12 protein-coding genes are annotated in these 18,433 nt (G+C 73.7%); 3 read left to right on the forward strand and 9 right to left on the reverse strand.

Annotated elements, in window-relative coordinates:
- Nucleotides 1-56: 56 nt before the first annotated feature.
- From ACH4TL_RS02855 to ACH4TL_RS02870, 4 genes are all read right to left on the reverse strand, one after another.
- Nucleotides 57-308 (reverse strand): hypothetical protein, encoded by a 252-nt coding sequence (locus tag ACH4TL_RS02855; RefSeq protein WP_398313105.1) that lies wholly within the window; start codon nt 306-308, stop codon nt 57-59.
- Nucleotides 305-667, reverse strand: a complete 363-nt coding sequence (locus ACH4TL_RS02860) for a WhiB family transcriptional regulator (RefSeq protein WP_398313103.1) — start codon at nt 665-667, stop codon at nt 305-307. The genes ACH4TL_RS02855 and ACH4TL_RS02860 overlap by 4 nt, the downstream gene beginning before the upstream one ends.
- A gap of 116 nt (nt 668-783) precedes the next feature.
- A complete protein-coding gene (locus tag ACH4TL_RS02865) occupies nt 784-1,059 on the reverse strand; it encodes a hypothetical protein (protein ID WP_398313101.1) in 276 nt (91 codons plus the stop codon).
- 142 nt (nt 1,060-1,201) lie between these two features.
- Nucleotides 1,202-3,487, reverse strand: a complete 2,286-nt coding sequence (locus ACH4TL_RS02870; protein ID WP_398313099.1) for an ATP-dependent DNA helicase UvrD2 — start codon at nt 3,485-3,487, stop codon at nt 1,202-1,204.
- Between the two features lie 147 nt (nt 3,488-3,634).
- On the opposite strand from ACH4TL_RS02870, the gene ACH4TL_RS02875 reads away from it, so the two are divergent.
- Nucleotides 3,635-3,877 carry a mycoredoxin gene (locus tag ACH4TL_RS02875; RefSeq protein WP_398313097.1) on the forward strand — a complete coding sequence of 81 codons (243 nt, stop codon included), beginning with the start codon at nt 3,635-3,637 and terminating at the stop codon, nt 3,875-3,877.
- 37 nt (nt 3,878-3,914) lie between these two features.
- Here the strand turns inward: ACH4TL_RS02875 and nudC are convergent, their stop codons facing one another.
- From nudC to ACH4TL_RS02900, 5 genes are all read right to left on the reverse strand, one after another.
- Complete coding sequence (gene nudC / locus ACH4TL_RS02880) at nt 3,915-4,850, reverse strand: NAD(+) diphosphatase (protein WP_398313095.1); 936 nt, start codon at nt 4,848-4,850, stop codon at nt 3,915-3,917.
- A 51-nt stretch (nt 4,851-4,901) separates the two neighbouring features.
- Nucleotides 4,902-6,305 carry a M20/M25/M40 family metallo-hydrolase gene (locus ACH4TL_RS02885; RefSeq protein WP_398313093.1) on the reverse strand — a complete coding sequence of 468 codons (1,404 nt, stop codon included), beginning with the start codon at nt 6,303-6,305 and terminating at the stop codon, nt 4,902-4,904.
- 74 nt (nt 6,306-6,379) lie between these two features.
- Nucleotides 6,380-9,874 (reverse strand): UvrD-helicase domain-containing protein, encoded by a 3,495-nt coding sequence (locus ACH4TL_RS02890; protein WP_398313092.1) that lies wholly within the window; start codon nt 9,872-9,874, stop codon nt 6,380-6,382.
- A gap of 38 nt (nt 9,875-9,912) precedes the next feature.
- Nucleotides 9,913-13,224, reverse strand: a complete 3,312-nt coding sequence (locus tag ACH4TL_RS02895) for an ATP-dependent helicase (protein WP_398313090.1) — start codon at nt 13,222-13,224, stop codon at nt 9,913-9,915.
- An 87-nt stretch (nt 13,225-13,311) separates the two neighbouring features.
- Entirely contained in the window at nt 13,312-13,725 is a 414-nt protein-coding gene (locus ACH4TL_RS02900) for an MGMT family protein (protein ID WP_398313088.1), read from the reverse strand.
- A 200-nt stretch (nt 13,726-13,925) separates the two neighbouring features.
- Here ACH4TL_RS02900 and ACH4TL_RS02905 point away from each other — a divergent pair, with 200 nt between their 5' ends.
- Both ACH4TL_RS02905 and ACH4TL_RS02910 read left to right on the forward strand, forming a co-directional pair.
- Nucleotides 13,926-16,733 (forward strand): YbhN family protein, encoded by a 2,808-nt coding sequence (locus tag ACH4TL_RS02905; RefSeq protein ID WP_398313086.1) that lies wholly within the window; start codon nt 13,926-13,928, stop codon nt 16,731-16,733.
- Nucleotides 16,734-16,822: 89 nt separating this feature from the next.
- Entirely contained in the window at nt 16,823-18,364 is a 1,542-nt protein-coding gene (locus ACH4TL_RS02910) for an alpha/beta hydrolase (RefSeq protein WP_398313084.1), read from the forward strand.
- The last annotated feature ends 69 nt before the right edge of the window (nt 18,365-18,433 follow it).

Below are 18,433 nucleotides of genomic sequence, written 5' to 3' on the forward strand. Positions count from 1 at the left end.
CCGGTCCGTTCCCGGACCGGCCCTCCGTGTCGACGTGCGCGGTGGCGTGACCGCGGTCAGGACATGACCGCCGTGGCCAGCGCCCGCCGGGCGCGCAGCGACGCCCGCCCGGCACTGCGCTGAATGCGCATATGCGCACGCGCCAGGGCTTCTGGGATGAGTTGCATTTCTCGGGTCCTGTTCTGGCGCGACTCGGGCGCGCCGGACTGATGGCGTGTGGGGGTGTCGGAGACCGGGGGGGTCATCGTCGGGACCTGCTTCATGGGGTCGTGCGTCGCTGGGCGATCGATGGTGCCGGGGGTGCTCATGCCGCGACCGGGTTCTTGCGCGGGCGGCCACGCGGCCGCTTGCGGGCCACGACGACGCCCTGGACGAACAGCTCGCCGCCCCAGACGCCCCAGGGCTCGCGACGGTCTTTGGCCCCGGCGAGGCAGGCTTCGCGCAGCGGGCAGGTCTGACAGAGCGACTTGGCGTACTCGACGTCGGCCGGGGACTCGGCGAAGAAGACCTCCGGGTCGTAGGAGCGGCACGGGACGGGTACGCCCAGGTTCTCGATGGCGTCATCGAGCTCGGTCAGGGCGGTGAGCGGGGTCAAGGAGTCCTCCGAGGAGTCAGGCGGGCGGTTCAGGTCGGTCTCTGCTGACGGGGCGTGCGCATTGAGTTGCACGGTGGTGTGTTCCTCGTCTGTTCGGTCCGGCTCGTGGCCGGGCGCTGGCAAATCAAAAGGACCGCGGATCCCGGTGTGGGTTCCGCGGCCCTGGAAGGTGCCGACCTGATCCTGAATCAGGCTGGATAACTCCAGGGTTCGAGCCTGCGGAAGGCCCACTTCTCGTGGTGCTGCTGCGTCGTCCGGGATCCGGCACCATTGGCCGCCAGGGCATAGGCAAATGCCCGTGCCGCTGCCGCTACCGCAGGTGCCTGCGTCGGTCGCTCACTGCGCTCGCTGAGACGTGCTTCATTGGCGCCGGGCATACCGGTGCCGGGAAGCGGGGAGCCGAGCGGGCAGGTGGCGACGACCGAGCGATCGGTCATTTTGATGGTCTCGATGAAGCTGATCATTGGTCTCCGCCTCCTCTCGGCGTCTCAGGGACCAGTGGGAACCGGTCCGGACTTACGTAGTACAACACGGATTCCTCGGTTCCCGGAAGGGCCGTTGTCTCCGTGCTCGGAAGGCTATGGGTATGCCGTCCGCGCGCGCAAACTATTTTTCCGTCGAGTTTTCCGCGGGGTCACCCGGTTGGCTTCCCTCACCCTCGACACCCCCGTCACCGTCGTGCGCCCGGGGCAGTTCCCGGCCCGCGCAGAGCGCGAGAACGTCGGCGCCGAACCTGCCGAGTTTCCGTCGTCCGACACCGGAGATGCCGGACAGCTCCGATTCGGTTCCCGGCACGGCCTCGGCAATGGCGAGCAGCGTCTTGTCGGTGAAGACGCAAAAGGCGGGCTGGCCCAGCAGCCCGGCCTGCTCGGCCCGCCAGTCGTGCAGCCGCTCGTACAGCGCCTCGTCCAGCTCCGAGGGGCAGTCCTCGCAGCGCATCAGCTTCATCTCGCCCGCGTCGGTCAGCGTCCTGCCGCAGACCCGGCAGTGCACCGGGGTGCGCCGCTTGCGCACCGGGGCGCCCGGGGCGGTGCCGCGCTCGATTCCGCCGCCCCCGCCGGGCATCCGGGCGGCGGGCGCCGCGGAGCCGGGCCGCAGCCCGTTCAGAAAGCGGGTGGGCCTGCGGGAGGGGCGGCCGCCTGGAGCCCGCGAGAGCGCCCACGACAGGCTCAGATGGCGGCGGGCCCGGGTGACCCCCACATAGAGCAGCCGACGCTCCTCCTCGATCTGCTGATCGGTCTTGGCGTAGGTGATCGGCATCATGCCCTCGGTCAGCCCCACCAGGAAGACCGCGTCCCACTCCAGGCCCTTGGCGGCATGAAGTGAGGCGAGCGTCACACCCTCCACGGTCGGGGCGTGCTGGGCTGCCGCCCGCTCGTCCAGTTCCGCCACCAGATCGGAGAGGGTGGCCCCGGGCCTGCCCCGGGCGAAGTCCTCGGCGAGCCGCACCAGCGCGGCCAGCGACTCCCAGCGGTCGCGGACCGCTCCGGAGCCCGCGGGGGGCTCGGCCGTCCAGCCGCGGGTGCCGAGCACGGCCCGCACCTGGGACGGCAGGTCGTCGTCGGACAGCACCGGGTCGGCGCTTCCGGCGCGGGCCGCGCCCCGCAGCAGCATCCCCGCCTCGCGGACCTCGGGTCGCTCGAAGAACCGCTCGGCGCCGCGCAGCTGATAGGGCACCTGGGCGTCGGCCAGCGCCTGCTCGTACAGCTCGGACTGGGCGTTGACCCGGTAGAGGACCGCGACCTGGCTGGGCGGGACGCCCGCGCCGCCCTGCGCGACCGGGGTGATCAGCTCGCGGATCTTACGCGCGGTGGCCTCGGCCTCGCCGGGCTCGTCGGCATGGGCGGCGTAGACCGGCTCCGGGCCAGGGTCACGCTGCGAGACCAGCTCCAGCCGGTGCTCCGCTGCCCGGCCGCGGGCCTGGGACAGCAGCCCGTTCGCCAGGTGCACCACCTGGGGGGTGGAGCGGTAGTCCCGGATGAGCTTGACCACCGTGGCACCGGGGTGGCGGGTGCGGAAGTCCAGCAGATGGTCGGGGGTGGCGCCGGTGAAGGAGTAGATGGTCTGGCTGGCGTCGCCGACCACGCACAGGCTCTGCCGGTCGCCGAGCCACAGCTCCAGCAGCCGCTGCTGGAGCGGACTGACGTCCTGATACTCGTCGACCACGAAGTGCTGGTACTGGCGGCGCACCTGGTCCGCGATGTCCGGCCGCTCCTCCAGCACACCGACCGTGAGCAGCAGCACGTCCTCGAAGTCGATCACGCCGCGGTCGCGCTTCAGCTGCTCGTACCCGGCGTAGATCCGGCCGATCTCGGCCGGGTCGCGGGGGGCCTCCCGGCCGGCCTTGGCAGCCGCCGCCGGATAGTCCTCGGGCACGGTCTGGGTGACCTTCGACCATTCGATCTCGCCCGTGACGTCCCGCAGCTCATTGCGGTCCAGCCGGACGCGGCAGCGCGCGGCGGCCTCGGCGACCAGCTGCACCTTGCGCTCGGCCAGCCGCGGCACGTCCCCGCCGACAGCCTTGGGCCAGAAGTACTGGAGCTGGCGCAGCGCGGCCGAGTGGAAGGTGCGCGCCTGCACCCCGCCCGCGCCCAGCTGCCGCAGCCGCCCGCGCATCTCGCCCGCCGCGCGGTTGGTGAAGGTGACGGCCAGCACGCTGGCGGGCTGGAGGATGCCCGCGCGCACCCCGTAGGCGATCCGATGGGTGATCGCCCGGGTCTTGCCGGTGCCCGCACCGGCCAGCACACACACCGCCCCGTGCAGGGCCGTCGCCACCTCGCGCTGCTCGGGGTCGAGCCCCTCCAGCACCGCGTCGGCGTCACGCGGCGTGGCCGCGTAGCCGCCCGGCGTGGAGACCTGCGGGAAGAGAGTGGAGTGCGTTGCTGGTGTCACCCCGCCATGCTGCCAGGTACCCCGGGACCACCGCGCAGGTTGTCCACAGCCGTGACCATGCGGTCATATGAACGCCGGGAATGAGCGACGGAAGATGAACGTTCACCCATTGCCCACCACCCACGACCCCGAGGAGAGCGAAGACCGATGTCCGGGACTGTGACGATGTACAGCACCACCTGGTGCGGCTACTGCCGCCGGCTCAAGGGCCAGATGGACCGCGAGGGGATCGCGTACACCGAGGTCAACATCGAGCACGACCCGGAGTCCGCGGCCTTCGTGGAGAAGGCGAACGGTGGCAACCAGACCGTGCCGACCGTTCTCTTCCCCGACGGTTCGACGCTGACCAACCCCTCCCTCGCCCAGGTGAAGGCCAAGGTCGGGGCCTGAGTCAGCAGGTCCGGAGCAGCACCTCCGGATACGGCGGTCAGCCGCGCGGCAGCGGCTCGCCGTACCACAGCTCGATCAGCCGCGCCGCGATCGAGATCCCGGACGGGGGCAGCACCTCGCCGGACTCGATCGCGGTGCGCAGATCGTCCCGGGAGAACCAGCGCGCCTCGTGGATCTCCTCGCCGTCCACCTGGATCGTCGAGGACGTGGCCCGCGCCATGAAGCCGAGCATCAGGCTGGACGGGAACGGCCAGGGCTGGCTGGCGACGTACTCGACCTCGCCGACCCGGACGCCCGCCTCCTCGGCCACCTCGCGGATCACCGCCTGCTCGATCGACTCCCCCGGCTCCACGAAGCCCGCGAGCGTCGAGAAGCGCCCCTCCGGCCAGTGCACCTGCCGCCCCAGCAGGGCGCGGTCCAGCTCGTCCGTCACCAGCATGATCACGGCGGGGTCGGTGCGCGGGTAGTGCTCGGCGCCGCAGGCCGGGCAGCGGCGGATGTGGCCCGCCGCCGCGATCACCGTGCGCTCACCGCAGCGGGAGCAGAAGCGGTGCAGCCGCTGCCAGTTCTCCAGCGCGACCGCGTGCACCAGCAGCCCCGCGTCGCGCTCCGACAGCAGCGAGCCCGCCTCGCGCAGCCCCGCGGGGCGCGCCGACTGGTCCATGCGGCCCGGCAGGGTGTCCTTCTGTAGCGCGAAGTAGCGCACCCCGTCCTCGTCGGTGCCCAGGAAGTAGCGGTGGGTCTCGGTGGGCGGGGCCTCGAAGGCCGGGGTCATGACCAGCTCGGTACGGCCGTCCGGGGTGTCGTCGACCAGGGCCTGGCCTCCGGAGACCACGAAGACCCGCGTCGTCGGGTGGCTCCACGCCGCGGCCAGCCACGCCTCGTCCAATCGGTGGTGCGCCGCGCGGTCGATGCCGCTCGGGGCGCTGAGCGTGATCGGCCGGGTGGCGGCGCGCTCGGTCCAGGTGGTCACGACTGCTTCCAACTCCCCCTGAGAAACGGGTGGTTTACGTACATACGCGAGCTATACGGGTCCATTCTCCGCGAGATCGGCCCAGAGGTGGGCGGCCGTCTCGGCACCCTTCGCGAGAAGGTCCAGCTCGACCTTCTCGTTGGGCGCGTGCCATCCGTCGGACGGCACCGAGATGCCCAGGAAGAGCACCGGAGCGCCCAGGACGTCTCGCAGGTCGGCCGCCGGTCCCGATCCGCCCTCGCGGGTGAAGCGGATCTTCCGGTCGAACGCCCGCCCCATGGCCCGTACCAGGGACCGGAGGGCGGGATGGTCCAAGGGGGTCAGACAGGGGCGGGTCGCGCCCCAGAAGGTGATCTCGTGCCGGATGCCGTCCGGGAGGGACGCGGCGGCCCACTCCCGCACGGACTGCTGGACCTTCTCCGTGTCCTGACCGGCCACCAGCCGGAAGGACAGCTTGAGCTGGGCGGTGGACGGCACGATCGTCTTCCCGCCCGGCCCCTGGTAGCCCCCGGCGATGCCGTTGACCTCGGCGGTCGGGCGGGCCCAGATGCGCTCCAGGGTGGTGTACCCGGCCTCGCCGAGCAGGCCGTGCGAATGCGCGGTGCGCAGCCAGCCCGCCTCGTCGAAGGGCAGCTCGGCGAACAGTTCGCGCTCGCGGCCGGTCAGCTCCACCACACCGTCGTAGAAGCCCGGGACGGCCACCGTGCGGTCGTCGCGGTGCAGCGCGGCGGCCAGCCGCGCGGCCTCGGTGGCCGGGTTGGGCACCGCGCCGCCGAAGGAGCCGGAGTGGATGTCCTGGTCCGGCCCGTACAGGTCGATCTGGCAGTCGGTGAGCCCCCGCATGCCGGTGCAGACGGTCGGGGTGTCCTCGGACCACATGCCGGTGTCGGAGACGATCACGGTGTCGCAGCCGAGCCGGTCGGCGTGCGCCCGGATCAGCTCGGGGAAGTGCGGGGAGCCCGACTCCTCCTCACCCTCGACCAGCAGCTTGAGGTTGACGGCGGGTGCGGTGCGGCCGGTCGCGGCCAGGTGGGCGCGCACTCCCAGGGTGTGGAAGAGGACCTGCCCCTTGTCGTCGGCGGCGCCGCGCGCGTACAGCCTGCCGTCCTTGGTGACCGGGTCGAAGGGGTCGGTGTGCCAGCCGTCCTCGCGGGCGGCGGGCTGGACGTCGTGGTGCCCGTAGACGAGCACGGTGGGGGCGTCCGGGTCGCCGGACGGCCACGAGGCGAACACCGCCGGGGCGCCGGGCGTCTCCCAGACCTCGACCTCCGGGAAGCCGGTCGCGGTGAGGTGCGACGCGAGCCACTGGGCGCTGCGGCGGACGTCACCGGCGCGCGCGGGGTCGGCGGATACGGAGGGTATGCGCAGCCACGCGCCGAGGTCGTCGAGGAAGGAGGCGCTGTGGTCCTCGACGAAGGCGCGGACTCCGTCGTCCGTGTCCGGGGTGGTGCTCATGGATGTGAGCCTATCCGGCGCGCGGGAGCGCGAGAGCCGGGGTCTCCGGGCCGCTCATCCGCGGTCGCCCTCGGTCACGGTTCGACGTCCGTGAACGCGTTACGGACATCGCCGCGGACATCATCGGCCTCGTCGGTCGCCCGGTCCGCCTCCGGTTCACCGGTCAGGATGCGTTCCAGCTCCGCCCGGCCCGGCAGCTCAGCGGGGCGCACGACCTCCCCGCTGCGTACGTAGAGGAACGCAGCCGAGACCGCCGACAGCGGCAGGCCGTGCTGTTCGGCCCAGGCCAGGCGGTAGATGGCCAGCTGGAGCGGGTCGGCGTCCTGTGAGCGGCCGGTCTTCCAGTCGATGATCTCGTACGCCTGGCCGCCCCCGGTGGCCGCCGCGGGCTCCCGGTACACCGCGTCGATCCGGCCGCGCACGGTACGACCGGCCAGCGTCAGCTGGAACGGCACCTCGACGCGGTGCGGGGTGCGCCGGGCGTACGGCGTGCGCGCGAACGCCTCCTTGAGCGCCGTCAGCTCCCGCTCGTCCGCGATCTCCGGCTCGTCGTCCTCGCCGCCCGGGAGCTCGTCCGGACCGAGGAACGGCAGCGGCAGCGCCTCGAAGCGCGACTCGACCCAGGCGTGAAAGCGCGTGCCGCGGCGCGCGGCGGGCTGCGGCGGGCGCGGCATGGGCCGGGCCAGCTCCCGCGCGAAGCCGTCCGGATCCGCGGCGAGCCGCATCAGCTGGGAGGCGGTCAGGGTGCGCGGTACGGGCACCTCGTGCACGCTCGCGCGGGCGCGCCGCAGCTCCCCGGCGAGCGCGTCGAGGTCACGGTCCCAGGAGTCGGCCAGCCGCGCCTCCTCGGGCGCGAGGCCGCCGTCCGGCGCGAGGCCGCCATCCGGCGCGGTGGCATCCCCGGGCAGCGCGGTGGCATCCCCGGGCAGCGCGTCGTACGGGTCGCCGTACGCGTCCTCCGGCGGCTCCGGCCACTCCGGGTCGTACGGGTCGTACGGCGGCTCGGGGAGCGGCCCGTCGTCGTACGGGTCATCCGGGTCGTCCGTCGCCTCCAGGCGGGCCAGGTGGGCCAGGACCGCGTCCGCGGCGCGGCGGCGGCGGGTCAGGGCGGCCGGGTCGAGCGGGAGCGGCCAGGCGCGGTCGGTGGCCGTCTCGCGCAGGGCCGGGTTCTCCGCGCCGTCCTCAGGCTCGTCCGCCCATGCCTCGACCTCGCCGTAGCCGGTCTCACAGTGCGCGCGCAGCGCCTCCAGGAACGAGGACGGGCCGCGGCGGCGCTTCTGGGACGGGCCCCACCAGTGCCCGGAGCCGAGCAGCAGGGAGCGGGGCCGGGTGAAGGTGACATAGCCGAGGCGGAGTTCCTCGGTCCGCTGGTGCTCCTTCATGGCGCCCTTGAAGGCGTTGAGCCCCTTGGCGTCCCAGGCGTCGACCTCCGGGAGGGTGTCGGCGTCGCCGCGCAGGGCGTGCGGCAGGACCCTGGCATTCGCCGTCCACGCCTCGCGGCTCTGCTCGCTCGGGAACCGGCCCGCGACCAGTCCGGGCACCGCGACCACGTCCCACTCCAGCCCCTTGGACTTGTGCGCGGTGAGTACCTTGACCGTGTTCTCGCCGCCGGGGAGGGCGTTGTCGAGCCCCTTCTCGTACTGCTCGGCGGTCCTCAGGAACCCCAGGAACGACTGGAGGGTGGCCTCGCCGTCCACCGCCGTGCCCGCCTGGGCGGCGAAGGACGCGGCGACGTCCAGGAAGTTGCTCAGCGTCTCGCGGCGGCGGGCGGCCAGGGCGTGGGGCGAGGCGGACAGCTCGACCTCCAGACCGGTGGTGGCCAGCACCCGGTGGAGGACGTCCATGAGCGGGTCGGCCAGCGAGCGCCGCAGCTCGCGCAGCTCGGCGGCGAGACGGGCGAAGCGCACCCGGGCGTCGGCCGAGAACGGCAGCCCGTCGTCCGGGCCGCCGCCGGACTCCAGGAAGGTGTCGAGAGCGTCGGCTAGCGAGATGACCTCTGACGGGTCGACGCCCTCGACGGCCTCGGCGAGCCGCCGGTCCGGGTCGTCCTCCTGGTCGCCATGGCCGCCGTAGGAGACGAGCGCGCGGGCGCGGCGGCCGAGCAGCGCCAGGTCGCGCGGGCCGATGCGCCAGCGCGGGCCGGTGAGCAGCCGGACCAGCGCCGCGTTGGCGCCCGGGTCCTGGAGCACTTCGCAGACCGCCACGAGGTCGGCGATCTCGGGCAGGTGCAGCAGCCCCGACAGGCCCACGACCTCCACCGGAACGTCCCGTTCCACCAGGGCGCCCTGGATCTCGGCGAAGTCACCGGCCGTGCGGCACAGGACCGCGATCTCGCCGGGCGGGGTGCCGGTGCGCACCAGATGGGCGATCGAGTCGGCCAGCCAGACCAGCTCCTCGGCGTGGGTGGGCAGCAGCGCGCAGCGCACCAGGCCGTCCCGCTCGGCGCCGGGCGCGGGGCGCAGCGCCTCGACGCCCTGGTGCATCGCGCGCAGCGGGGCGGCGAGTCCGTTGGCGAGGTCCAGCAGACGGCCACCGCTGCGCCGGTTCTCGCTGAGCGCGTGGCGGCGCGCGGGGCTGCCGTCCCGGTGGGGGAAGTGCGCGGGGAAGTCGTCGAGGTTGGCCACCGAGGCGCCGCGCCAGCCGTAGATGGCCTGGCACGGGTCGCCGACGGCGGTGACGGGGTGTCCGGTGCCGCCGCCGAACAGGCCGGACAGCAGCAGCCGCTGGGCGACGGAGGTGTCCTGGTACTCGTCCAGCAGGACGACCGCGTAACTCTCGCGCAGGATGCGGCCGACCTCCGGGCCGGTGCGGGCCAGGGTGGCGGACAGCGCGATCTGGTCGCCGAAGTCGAGCAGATCGCGGCGGCTCTTCTCGGCGCGGTACTCCTCGACCAGGCCGAGGAGTTCGCGGCGGGCGCGGGCGGCCTCGGGGACCTTGCGCAGCGCGTCGTTGGTCAGCTTGACCCCGTCGAGGGTGTCCAGCAGGTCGGCGTCGTACGTACGGAGCCGCTTCGCGGGGACCAGGTGCTCGGCCAGCTCGGCGTCGAGCGCGAGCAGATCCGTCACCAGGTCGGCGAAGGGGCGGGTGAGCGCCGGATAGGGGCCGGGGGCGGTGCGCAGCACGCGCGCCGCGAGCTGGTAGCGGGTGGCGTCGGCGAGCAGCCGGGCGCTGGGCTCCAGGCCGATGCGCAGCCCGTGCTCCTTGAGGAGCTGTCCGGCGAAGGCGTGGTACGTGGAGATGGTGGGCTCGCCCACCGCCTCCTCGGCGGCGCCCGGATCCGGGTCGGGGTCCACGACGCCCGCCTCGACGAGCGCCTTCCGTACCCGCTCGGCGAGTTCGCCCGCCGCCTTGTTCGTGAACGTGAGGCCCAGCACCTGGTCGGGCGCGACCTGGCCGGTGCCCACCAGCCAGACGACGCGCGCGGCCATCACCGTGGTCTTGCCGGAGCCCGCTCCGGCGACGATCACCTGCGGGGCGGGCGGCGCGGTGATACACGCCGTCTGCTCGGGGGTGAACGGAATCCCGAGCAGCTCCTTGAGCTGTTCGGGATCGGTGATGCGGGCTGACACTCCAGTGAGGCTATCGGTCGCCACTGACAGCCGGTCCCTCACTCCACCACGTGGCGGCCCTCCGCGCGGGCGCTGCACGAGGCCCGGAACGCACAGCGCTCGCAGTGCGCGCCGGTGCTCGGCGCGAAGCGCTCGTCGAGGACGCGCCCGGCCGCGGTGGCGAGCAGTTCGCCGACCCACTCCCCGTCGGGCCCCACGGGCGGGTCCTGCGCCTGCACCTTGGGGACGGTGTCGCCGCCCTCCTTCTTGGGGGCGCCCTGCCGCAGCTGGACCAGTTCGGCGCCGCCGGGCTCGGGGCGTTCCTCGCCGAAGACGCCGTCGACGGCGCCCTCGCGCACCGCGAGCTGATAGACCGCCAGCTGGGGGTGGCGGTCGACCTCGCCGCGGGTCACCGGCTGCTTGCCGGTCTTGAAGTCCACGACGTACGCGCGCCCCTCGCCGTCCGCCTCGACGCGGTCCATGCTGCCGCGGATGCGCACCTCGTAGGAGTCCGCTTCGAGGGTGACGTCGAAGCCGTGCTCGGAGGCGACCGCCGTGCGGCCGCCGCGCTCCATCACATGCCAGCGCAGGAAGCGCTCCAGGGCCGCCCGGGCGTGCTCCTTCTCCTGCCGCGACTTCCAGGGCGCGTCGAAGGCGAGCGCGTCCCATACGGAGTCCAGGCGCTCCATGAGGACGGCGAGATCGGCCGGGGTGCGGCCGGAGGCCACCTCGTCGGCGAGGACGTGGACGACGTTGCCGAAGCCCTGGGCGGCGGTCGACGGGGCGTCCGCCTTGACCTCGCGCCCCAGGAACCACTGGAGCGAGCAGGTGTTGACGAGCTGGTCGAGCGCGCTGCCGGACAGCGCCACGGGCCGGTCGCGGTCGCGCAGCGGCACCTCGCTGTGCGTGGGCTCGTACAGGCCCCACCAGCCGGAGGGATGGGCCGCGGGGACGAGCGGCCGGTCGTCCTCGTCGCGCAGCGCGGCGAGCCGCGCCAGCCGCCGCGCGGCGGCCTCCCGCAGGGCGTCCGAGGCGTCCGGGTCGACGGTGGTGGCGCGCAGCTCGGCGACGAGCGCGGCGACCGACAGCGGGCGGCGCGGCCGCTGGGTGACGTCGACCGGGGTGACGCCCAGCTCGTTCAGGAACCGCGAGGGCTGGTCGCCGTCGTCGGAGGCGGACTTCACCGCGGTGACCACCAGCCGGTCCCTGGCGCGGGTCGCCGCCACGTAGAACAGCCGCCGCTCCTCGGCCAGCAGCGCGCCCGGCGTCAGCGGCTCGGCGAGCCCGTCCCGGCCGATCCGGTCGGCCTCCAGGAGCGAGCCGCGGCGCCGCAGATCCGGCCACAGCCCCTCCTGGACGCCCGCGACCACCACCAGGCGCCATTCCAGCCCCTTGGAGCGGTGGGCGGTCATCAGCCGCACGGCGTCGGGGCGGGCGATGCGGCGGGAGAGGGTGTCGGCGGCGATGTCCTGGGCGTCGAGCTGGTCGAGGAAGTTGAGCGCGCCGCGGCCGCCGGTGCGCTCCTCCGCGCGCGCGGCGGTCTCGAACAGCGCGCACGCCGCGTCCAGGTCGCGGTCGGCGTTGCGCCCGGCGGCCCCGCCGCGCTGGGCGGCGCCCTCCAGCCGCCCGGGCCAGGGGGTGCCGTTCCACAGCTCCCACAGCGCCTGTTCGGCGGTGCCGCCGCCCGCCAGCGCCTCCAGCGCCTTGCGCAGCAGCAGGCCGAGCCGCTGGGCGCCGCGCGCGTACGCCGGGTCGTGGACGGCCAGCCGCTCGGGCGCGGCCAGCGCCTCGGCGAGCAGCACGTCGGAGGGGCGCGGCACAGTGTGGCCCGCGGCGCGCTCCTCCTCGCGCAGCGCGCGGCCGAGGCGGCGCAGATCCGCGGCGTCCATGCCGCCCAGCGGCGAGGTCAGCAGGGTGAGCGCGGTCTCGACGTCGAGGGCGGCGGGCAGTCCGCCGGAGTCGGGCAGCGCGGCCGTGGCGGCGGCCCGCAGCGCCGTCAGCAGGGGGGCCACGGCGGGTTCGTGGCGCAGCGGGATGTCGTCGCCGTCCACCTCGATGGGCACCCCTGCGGAGGTGAGCGACCGGCGCAGGCCCGGGAGCGAGCGCCCCCCGGCGCGCACCAGGACGGCCATCTCGCTCCAAGGCACCCCGTCCTCCAGATGGGCGCGGCGCAGGATGTCGGCGACGTTGTCCAGTTCGGCGCCCGCGGTGGGGTACGTGAACACCTCGGCGCGGCCGCCGTCGCGGGCCGCCGTCAGCTCCCGGTGGGCGCGCACGGCGTGCGCCGGGAGGCGGGTGAGCGGCATCCGGCCGGTGACGAGCCGGGTCGCGGCGAGCAGCCGGGCGCCCGAGCGGCGCGAGGTGGTGAGGACTTCCACGGGCGCCGGGCGGCCGTCCGCGCGCGGGAAGGCGTCCCGGAAGCCGAGGATGCCGTTCACATCGGCGCCCCGGAAGGCATAGATGGACTGATCGGGGTCGCCGAACGCGACGAGGGTCCGGCCACCGCCCCCCAGTGCGCGCAGCAGCCGGGTCTGGGCCACGTCCGTGTCCTGGTACTCGTCCACGAACACCGCGTCATAGCGGCCGGCCAGCTCCGCCGATACGTCCGGCCGCTCGGCGAGCAGCACCGCGCGGTGCACCAGCTCCGCGTAGTCCAGCACCCCCTGGGCGTCCAGGACGTCCAGATACTCGGCGAGGAAGGCCGCCGCCGCGCCCCAGTCCGGGCGCCCGGTGCGCGCCGCGAACTCCCCCAGCGACCGCGGGCCGAGTCCCAGCTCCCGGCTGCGCGCGAGCACCGCGCGCACCTCGTCGGCGAAGCCGCGGGTGGTCAGGCAGGCGCGCAGGTCGTCTGGCCAGCGGGCCGAGGCGCGGCCCGCGCGCTCCAGTTCGGCCTGTCCGGCGAGCAGTTCCCGTACGACGACGTCCTGTTCCGGTCCTGACAGCAGCCGCAGCGGATCGGCGAACAGGTCGACGTCCTGATGGGCGCGGACCAGCGCGTAACAGAAGGAGTGGAAGGTGGTGGCCCGCGGCCCGGTCGCGCGCCCCAGCCGCGCGGCCATCCGGTCGCGCAGCTCGACGGCCGCCTTGCGGCTGAAGGTGAGCACCAGGAGCCGCTCCGGGTCCGCGCCCTCGCGCACCCGCCGGGCGACGGCCTCCACGAGCGTCGTGGTCTTCCCCGTGCCCGGTCCGGCGAGCACCAGCAGCGGACCGTGCCGGTGGTCAACCACGGCCTGCTGCCGTGCGTCCAGAACAGGGAGGGCCACCGGATCCGGCCGACGGCGGACCAAGCGGTAAGTGCCCGGTGACGGCAGCCGCAGATACGGCTGCCGTCCCTGCCGCTGTCGCGGCAGGGACGAGGAGGAGGTACTCACATGGATCGCCGGTCCTGGTGGGTTGGCTGGGTGCGGGACAGCGTCTCACGCGCCGCTCCGCGTCACCCGAATGGCTGTGGACAACCCCTAACCCGCAGCACCGTCAGCCCCCTTCGCGCCCACCGCACCCTCTCCGCCCTCCACGCCGTCCCAGCGGGCCCGGCGCATGTCGAGCCTCGGCAGATGGCCCTCGGCCGAGCGCGGCGCCCCGCGCAGCGGAGTGCCCTCCTCGCGGTAGTGGTCCAGCGCCCGCAGCTCGGAGCCGGGCAGCAGCGCGCCGTCCGCGCGCACCACCCGCCACCACGGCACGGCGCCCCCGTAGAGGGCCATCACCCGCCCGACCTGGCGCGGTCCGCCCTCCTCCAGCCACTCGGCGACGTCCCCGTAGGTCATCACCCGGCCCGGCGGGATCAGCTCGGCGACGTCCAGCACCCGCTCCGCGTACGGGGGCAGCTCGCCCGCCTCTTCCGGCTCCTCGCTCTCTCGCCTCATCCCGCCCATCCTCGCGCACACCGCCGACAGCGACACCGGCACAGCCCCGCGCGGTACCGTCGAAGGCTCTGCGGACGGCAGCGGGGTTCGATCACGCATTGTGCGGGAACCGACTACAGGGCGTACGATCCGAAGCTCACATCCCCGAAATGCACCCTGATGCCCTCCTCCGCAGCCCGGGCATGCCACCATCTTCCGGGCGGTGACTGGTGATACGAGATCAAGAAGAGACGGCGAAGCAGCAGGGTGCGCAGCCTCCTGAAGAGGAGGCCCGCACCCCTGAGGCGCTGCCGCGTTCCGACGGCTCCGATGGCACCGACGGACCGCACGGCCCCCACGACCACGGCGGCGCCGAGGGCTACGACGGCCCGGACGACCCTGACGGCTCCGACGGCTCCGACGACCCCCAGGGGCACAACGACCGGGTCTCAGGCGACGAACCACTGCTGCCCGCCCGGGTCCACCGCCCCTCGGACCTGATGCGGCTGCTGCTCGGCGCGCTGGGCATCGGCATCGTCCTGGCCGTCGCGGCCTTCGCGCACGGCACCACCGCCGGGCTGGAGAAGGACATCGGCCACGGCGCCAACCAGGCGCCCCCGCTGATGATCGACTTCGCGGGGCTGACGGCCAGCATCGCCGTGCTCGTCCTGCCGGTGGCGTTCGCGATCGAGCGGCTGGTCAAGCGGGACGGGCTGCGCATCGCGGACGGCGTCCTGGCGGCGGTCCTCGCCCATGGCATCTCCCTCGCCACCGATCTGTGGGTCGCCAGGGCCGCGCCCGTGTCGATCCGCGAGGCCCTGACCCAGCCCGCGCCCGGCGGCGCCCTGAGCGATCCCGTGCACGGCTATCTCGCCCCCGTCATCGCCTATATGACCGCCGTCGGCATGGCGCGCCGCCCCCGCTGGCGGGTGGCCATGTGGGGCGTCCTGCTGCTCGACGCGTTCGCGGTGCTCGTCGGCGGCTACACCACCCCGTTCTCGATCATCGTCACGGTACTCATCGGCTGGACCGTCGCCTACGGCACGCTCTACGCCGTCGGCTCCCCCAATGTCCGGCCCACCGGTCAGCACCTGCTGGCCGGGCTGCGCCGGGTCGGCTTCAACCCGGTCAGTGCGATGCGCGCCGAGGAAGCCGTCGACGAGCACGGCAACCACAGCGACCGGGGGCGCCGCTATCTGGTCACCCTGGAGGACGGGCCGCCGCTGGACGTCACCGTGGTCGACCGCGAACAGCAGGCCCAGGGCTTCTTCTACAGCGTCTGGCAGCGGCTGACGCTGCGCACCGTCACCCCGCCGCGCAGCCTCCAGTCGCTGCGCCAGGCGCTGGAGCAGGAGGCGCTGCTCGCGTACGCGGCGATCGCGGCGGGCGCCAACGCGCCCAAGCTGATCGCCACCTCCGAGCTGGGCCCGGACGCCGTGATGCTGGTGTACGAGCACATCGGCGGCCGCCCGCTGCACGCCCTGCCGGACGAGGAGATCACCGACGAGCTGGTGGCCGGGGCCTGGCACCAGGTGCAGGCGCTCCAGTCGCGGCGCATCGCCCACCGGCGGCTGGACAGCGACGCCCTGCTGATCGACCGCTCCGGCGCGGTCGTCCTGACGGATCTGCGCGGCGGCGAGATCGCGGCGGGCGACGTGGTGCTGCGGATGGACATCGCGCAGCTGCTGACCACCCTGGGGCTGCGGGTCGGCGCCGAGCGCTCCGTGGCCGTCGCGGTCGACGTCATCGGCCCGGACGCGGTCGCGGACAGCCTCCCCCTGCTCCAGCCCCTCGCCCTGGGCCGGGCCACCCGGGCGACGCTGCGCCAGCTCGCCCGCGAGCGCGCCCAGCGGCAGCGGGAAGCGGTGCTGGAGGCGTCCCGCGCCGCCAAGGAGGCCAGGGCGCGGGAGGCCGAGGAGGCCCGCGGGGAGACCGGCGGCGGCAAGGCCGAACCGGCCGTCAGCGAGCGGAAGATCGCCAAGGCCGAGAAGCAGGCCGAGAAGCGGGCCATCGACGAGGCCCTGGAGGAGGCGCGCGAGGAGGATCTGCTCGCCCAGATCCGCCGCCAGGTGCTGCTGGTGCGGCCGCAGGCGCCGGTCGAGCCGGTGCGGCTGGAGCGCATCAAGCCGCGCACCCTGGTCACCTTCTGCGCGGGCGCCTTCGCCGCGTACTTCCTGCTGTCCCAGTTCACCCACCTCAAGCTGGGCGCCCTGGTCGGCGAGGCCAACTGGATCTGGGTGGTCTTCGCGCTCCTGTTCTCCGCGCTCACCTATGTGGCCGCGGCCCTGAGCCTGCTCGGCTTCGTCCCCGAGAAGGTGCCCTTCGGGCGCACGGTGCTCGCGCAGGTCGCCTCGTCGTTCGTGAAGCTGGTCGCCCCCGCGGCGGTCGGCGGCGTCGCCCTCAACGCCCGCTTCCTCCAGCGCGCCGGGGTGCGCTCCGGGCTCGCGGTGGCCAGCGTCGGCGCCTCGCAGCTGTTCGGCCTGGCCAGCCACATCGTGCTGCTGGCCATCTTCGGCTACATCACCGGCACCGAGCGCACCCCGACCCTCTCCCCGTCCCGGACCGTGATCGCCGGGCTGCTGACGGGCGCCGTGCTGACCCTCGTGGTCACCGCGGTGCCCGCCCTGCGCAAGTTCGTCTCCACCCGGGTGCGGTCGCTGTTCGCCGGGGTCGTGCCGCGCATGCTGGACGTGCTCCAGCGGCCCAGGAAGCTGCTCGCCGGAATCGGCGGGATGCTGCTGCTGACCGCGGCCAACGTGATGTGCCTCGACGCGTCGATCCGCGCGTTCGGCGGCGACTTGAGCTACGCGAGCGTCGCGGTCGTCTTCCTCGCGGGCAACGCCCTGGGATCGGCCGCGCCCACCCCGGGCGGCGTCGGCGCCGTCGAGGCCGCCCTGATCGCCGGTCTGACCTTCGCCGGGCTGCCGTACGAGATGGCCGCGCCCGCGGTGCTGCTGTTCCGGCTGATGGTCTTCTGGCTGCCGGTGCTGCCCGGCTGGCTGGCGTTCACCCACCTCACCCGCCGAGAGGCGCTGTAGGGCCGCTCACCGTCCCGAAGACCGTAAGGGCCCCGCCCCTCACCCGTACGCCCGCGCTGTGCGCGCGCGACCCCGCCACGGCCCGCAGGATGGCCGTACGCCGCCACCCCGGGAGAGCCGCCGTGTCCCGACACTTGCGCACCGGTGCCCTGTCCGCCGCCGCCCTGCTGCTCGCCGCCACCGCCGGATGCGGCGGCGACCCCGGACGGCCGGACACCACCGCGGGCCAGAAGCTCCACTGGGCCGCCTGCCCCGTCCCCTCCGACAGCGAGGACGGGGCGCCGACCAAGGCCCCGGGGAAGCAGTGGGAGTGCGCGACCCTGCACGTCCCGCTCGACTACTCGAAACCGCACGGCGACACCATCGGCATCGCGATGATCCGCGCCAAGGCCACCCAGCCGAAGAAGCGGATCGGCTCGCTGATCTTCAACTTCGGCGGCCCCGGCGGCTCAGGCGTCGCCACGCTCCCCGCCCTCGCGAGCAGCTACAAGCAACTGCGCACCCGCTACGACCTGGTCAGCTTCGATCCGCGCGGAGTCGGCCGCAGCAAGGGGGTGCACTGCCTGGGCGACCGGCAGCTCGACGCCTACTACGCGGCCGACGCCACCCCGGACGACTCCGCCGAAGGGAAGTCCCTGGTGCACCGGGTCAAGGGCTACGCCGCCGGATGCGAGAAGCGGTCCGGCACGGTGCTCCCGTACGTCGGCACCACCAACGCCGCCCGCGACATGGACCTGATGCGCCGCGTCCTCGGCGACCGCGAGCTGTACTACTTCGGCGTCTCCTACGGCACCGAACTGGGCGGCGTCTACGCCCATCTGTACCCCAAGAAGGTCGGCCGGGCGCTCTTCGACGGAGTCGTGGACCCCAGCCAGGACCCCGAACAGGGCGCCCTCGGCCAGGCCGAGGGATTCCAGCTGGCGCTGGGCGACTACCTGAAGGGATGCCGCCGCACCAGCGCGGCGGGCTGTCCGACCCAGGCCCGGATCGAGGCGCTGCTGAAGCGCCTCGACCAGCATCCGGTGGCGGGCATCGGCAACCGGAAGCTCACCCAGTCGCTGGCCGACGGGGGCATCGCGCAGTCCCTGTACTCACGGGACTTCTGGCCGTACCTCACCCAGGGGATCGCCGGGGCCCAGCAGGGCGACGGCCGGATCCTGATGGCCCTGGGCGACTCCATGAACGGGCGCGACGAGAACGGCGACTACAGCACGCTCCAGGCTTCGCTCACCGCCGTCACCTGCGCCGACTTCAAACAGCGCTACACCCTGGCCGACGTCAGGCGAGAGCTGCCCACGTTCCGCAAGGCGTCCCCGGTGTTCGGCGACTTCATGGCCTGGAGCCTCACCCAGTGCACCGGCTGGCCCGTCCACGGCGCCTGGACCAATCCCGACGTCAGCGCCCACGGCGCCGCCCCCATCCTGGTCGTCGGCAACACCGGCGACCCGGCCACGCCGTACGCCGGGGCGCGGAAGATGGCCGAGGAACTGGGGCCCGGGGTCGGCGTCCAGCTCACCTACAAGGGCGAGGGCCACGGCGCGTACGACAGCGGCAACAGCTGTGTGCGCACCACCGTGAACGACTACCTGCTGAACGGCCGGGTCCCGCAGAACGGCAAGGTCTGCACCTAGCCGACCGTCCGCAGCTGTGACGGTATGGAGAACAAGCGCGCACACTCCCGCTCATACCATCCTCATAGG

Origin of the sequence: Streptomyces sp. NPDC021115, assembly GCF_044333065.1 — a bacterium.
GTDB lineage: Bacteria > Actinomycetota > Actinomycetes > Streptomycetales > Streptomycetaceae > Streptomyces.

Excerpts from the sequence above, each read along its gene's own strand:
- ACH4TL_RS02910 (WP_398313084.1), top strand. The coding sequence starts at position 16,823 with ATGGCCGTACGCCGCCACCCCGGGAGAGCCGCCGTGTCCCGACACTTG.
- ACH4TL_RS02885 (WP_398313093.1), bottom strand. The coding sequence starts at position 6,305 with ATGAGCACCACCCCGGACACGGACGACGGAGTCCGCGCCTTCGTCGAG.
- ACH4TL_RS02855 (WP_398313105.1), bottom strand. The coding sequence starts at position 308 with ATGAGCACCCCCGGCACCATCGATCGCCCAGCGACGCACGACCCCATG.
- ACH4TL_RS02900 (WP_398313088.1), bottom strand. The coding sequence starts at position 13,725 with ATGGGCGGGATGAGGCGAGAGAGCGAGGAGCCGGAAGAGGCGGGCGAG.
- ACH4TL_RS02875 (WP_398313097.1), top strand. The coding sequence starts at position 3,635 with ATGTCCGGGACTGTGACGATGTACAGCACCACCTGGTGCGGCTACTGC.
- ACH4TL_RS02865 (WP_398313101.1), bottom strand. The coding sequence starts at position 1,059 with ATGATCAGCTTCATCGAGACCATCAAAATGACCGATCGCTCGGTCGTC.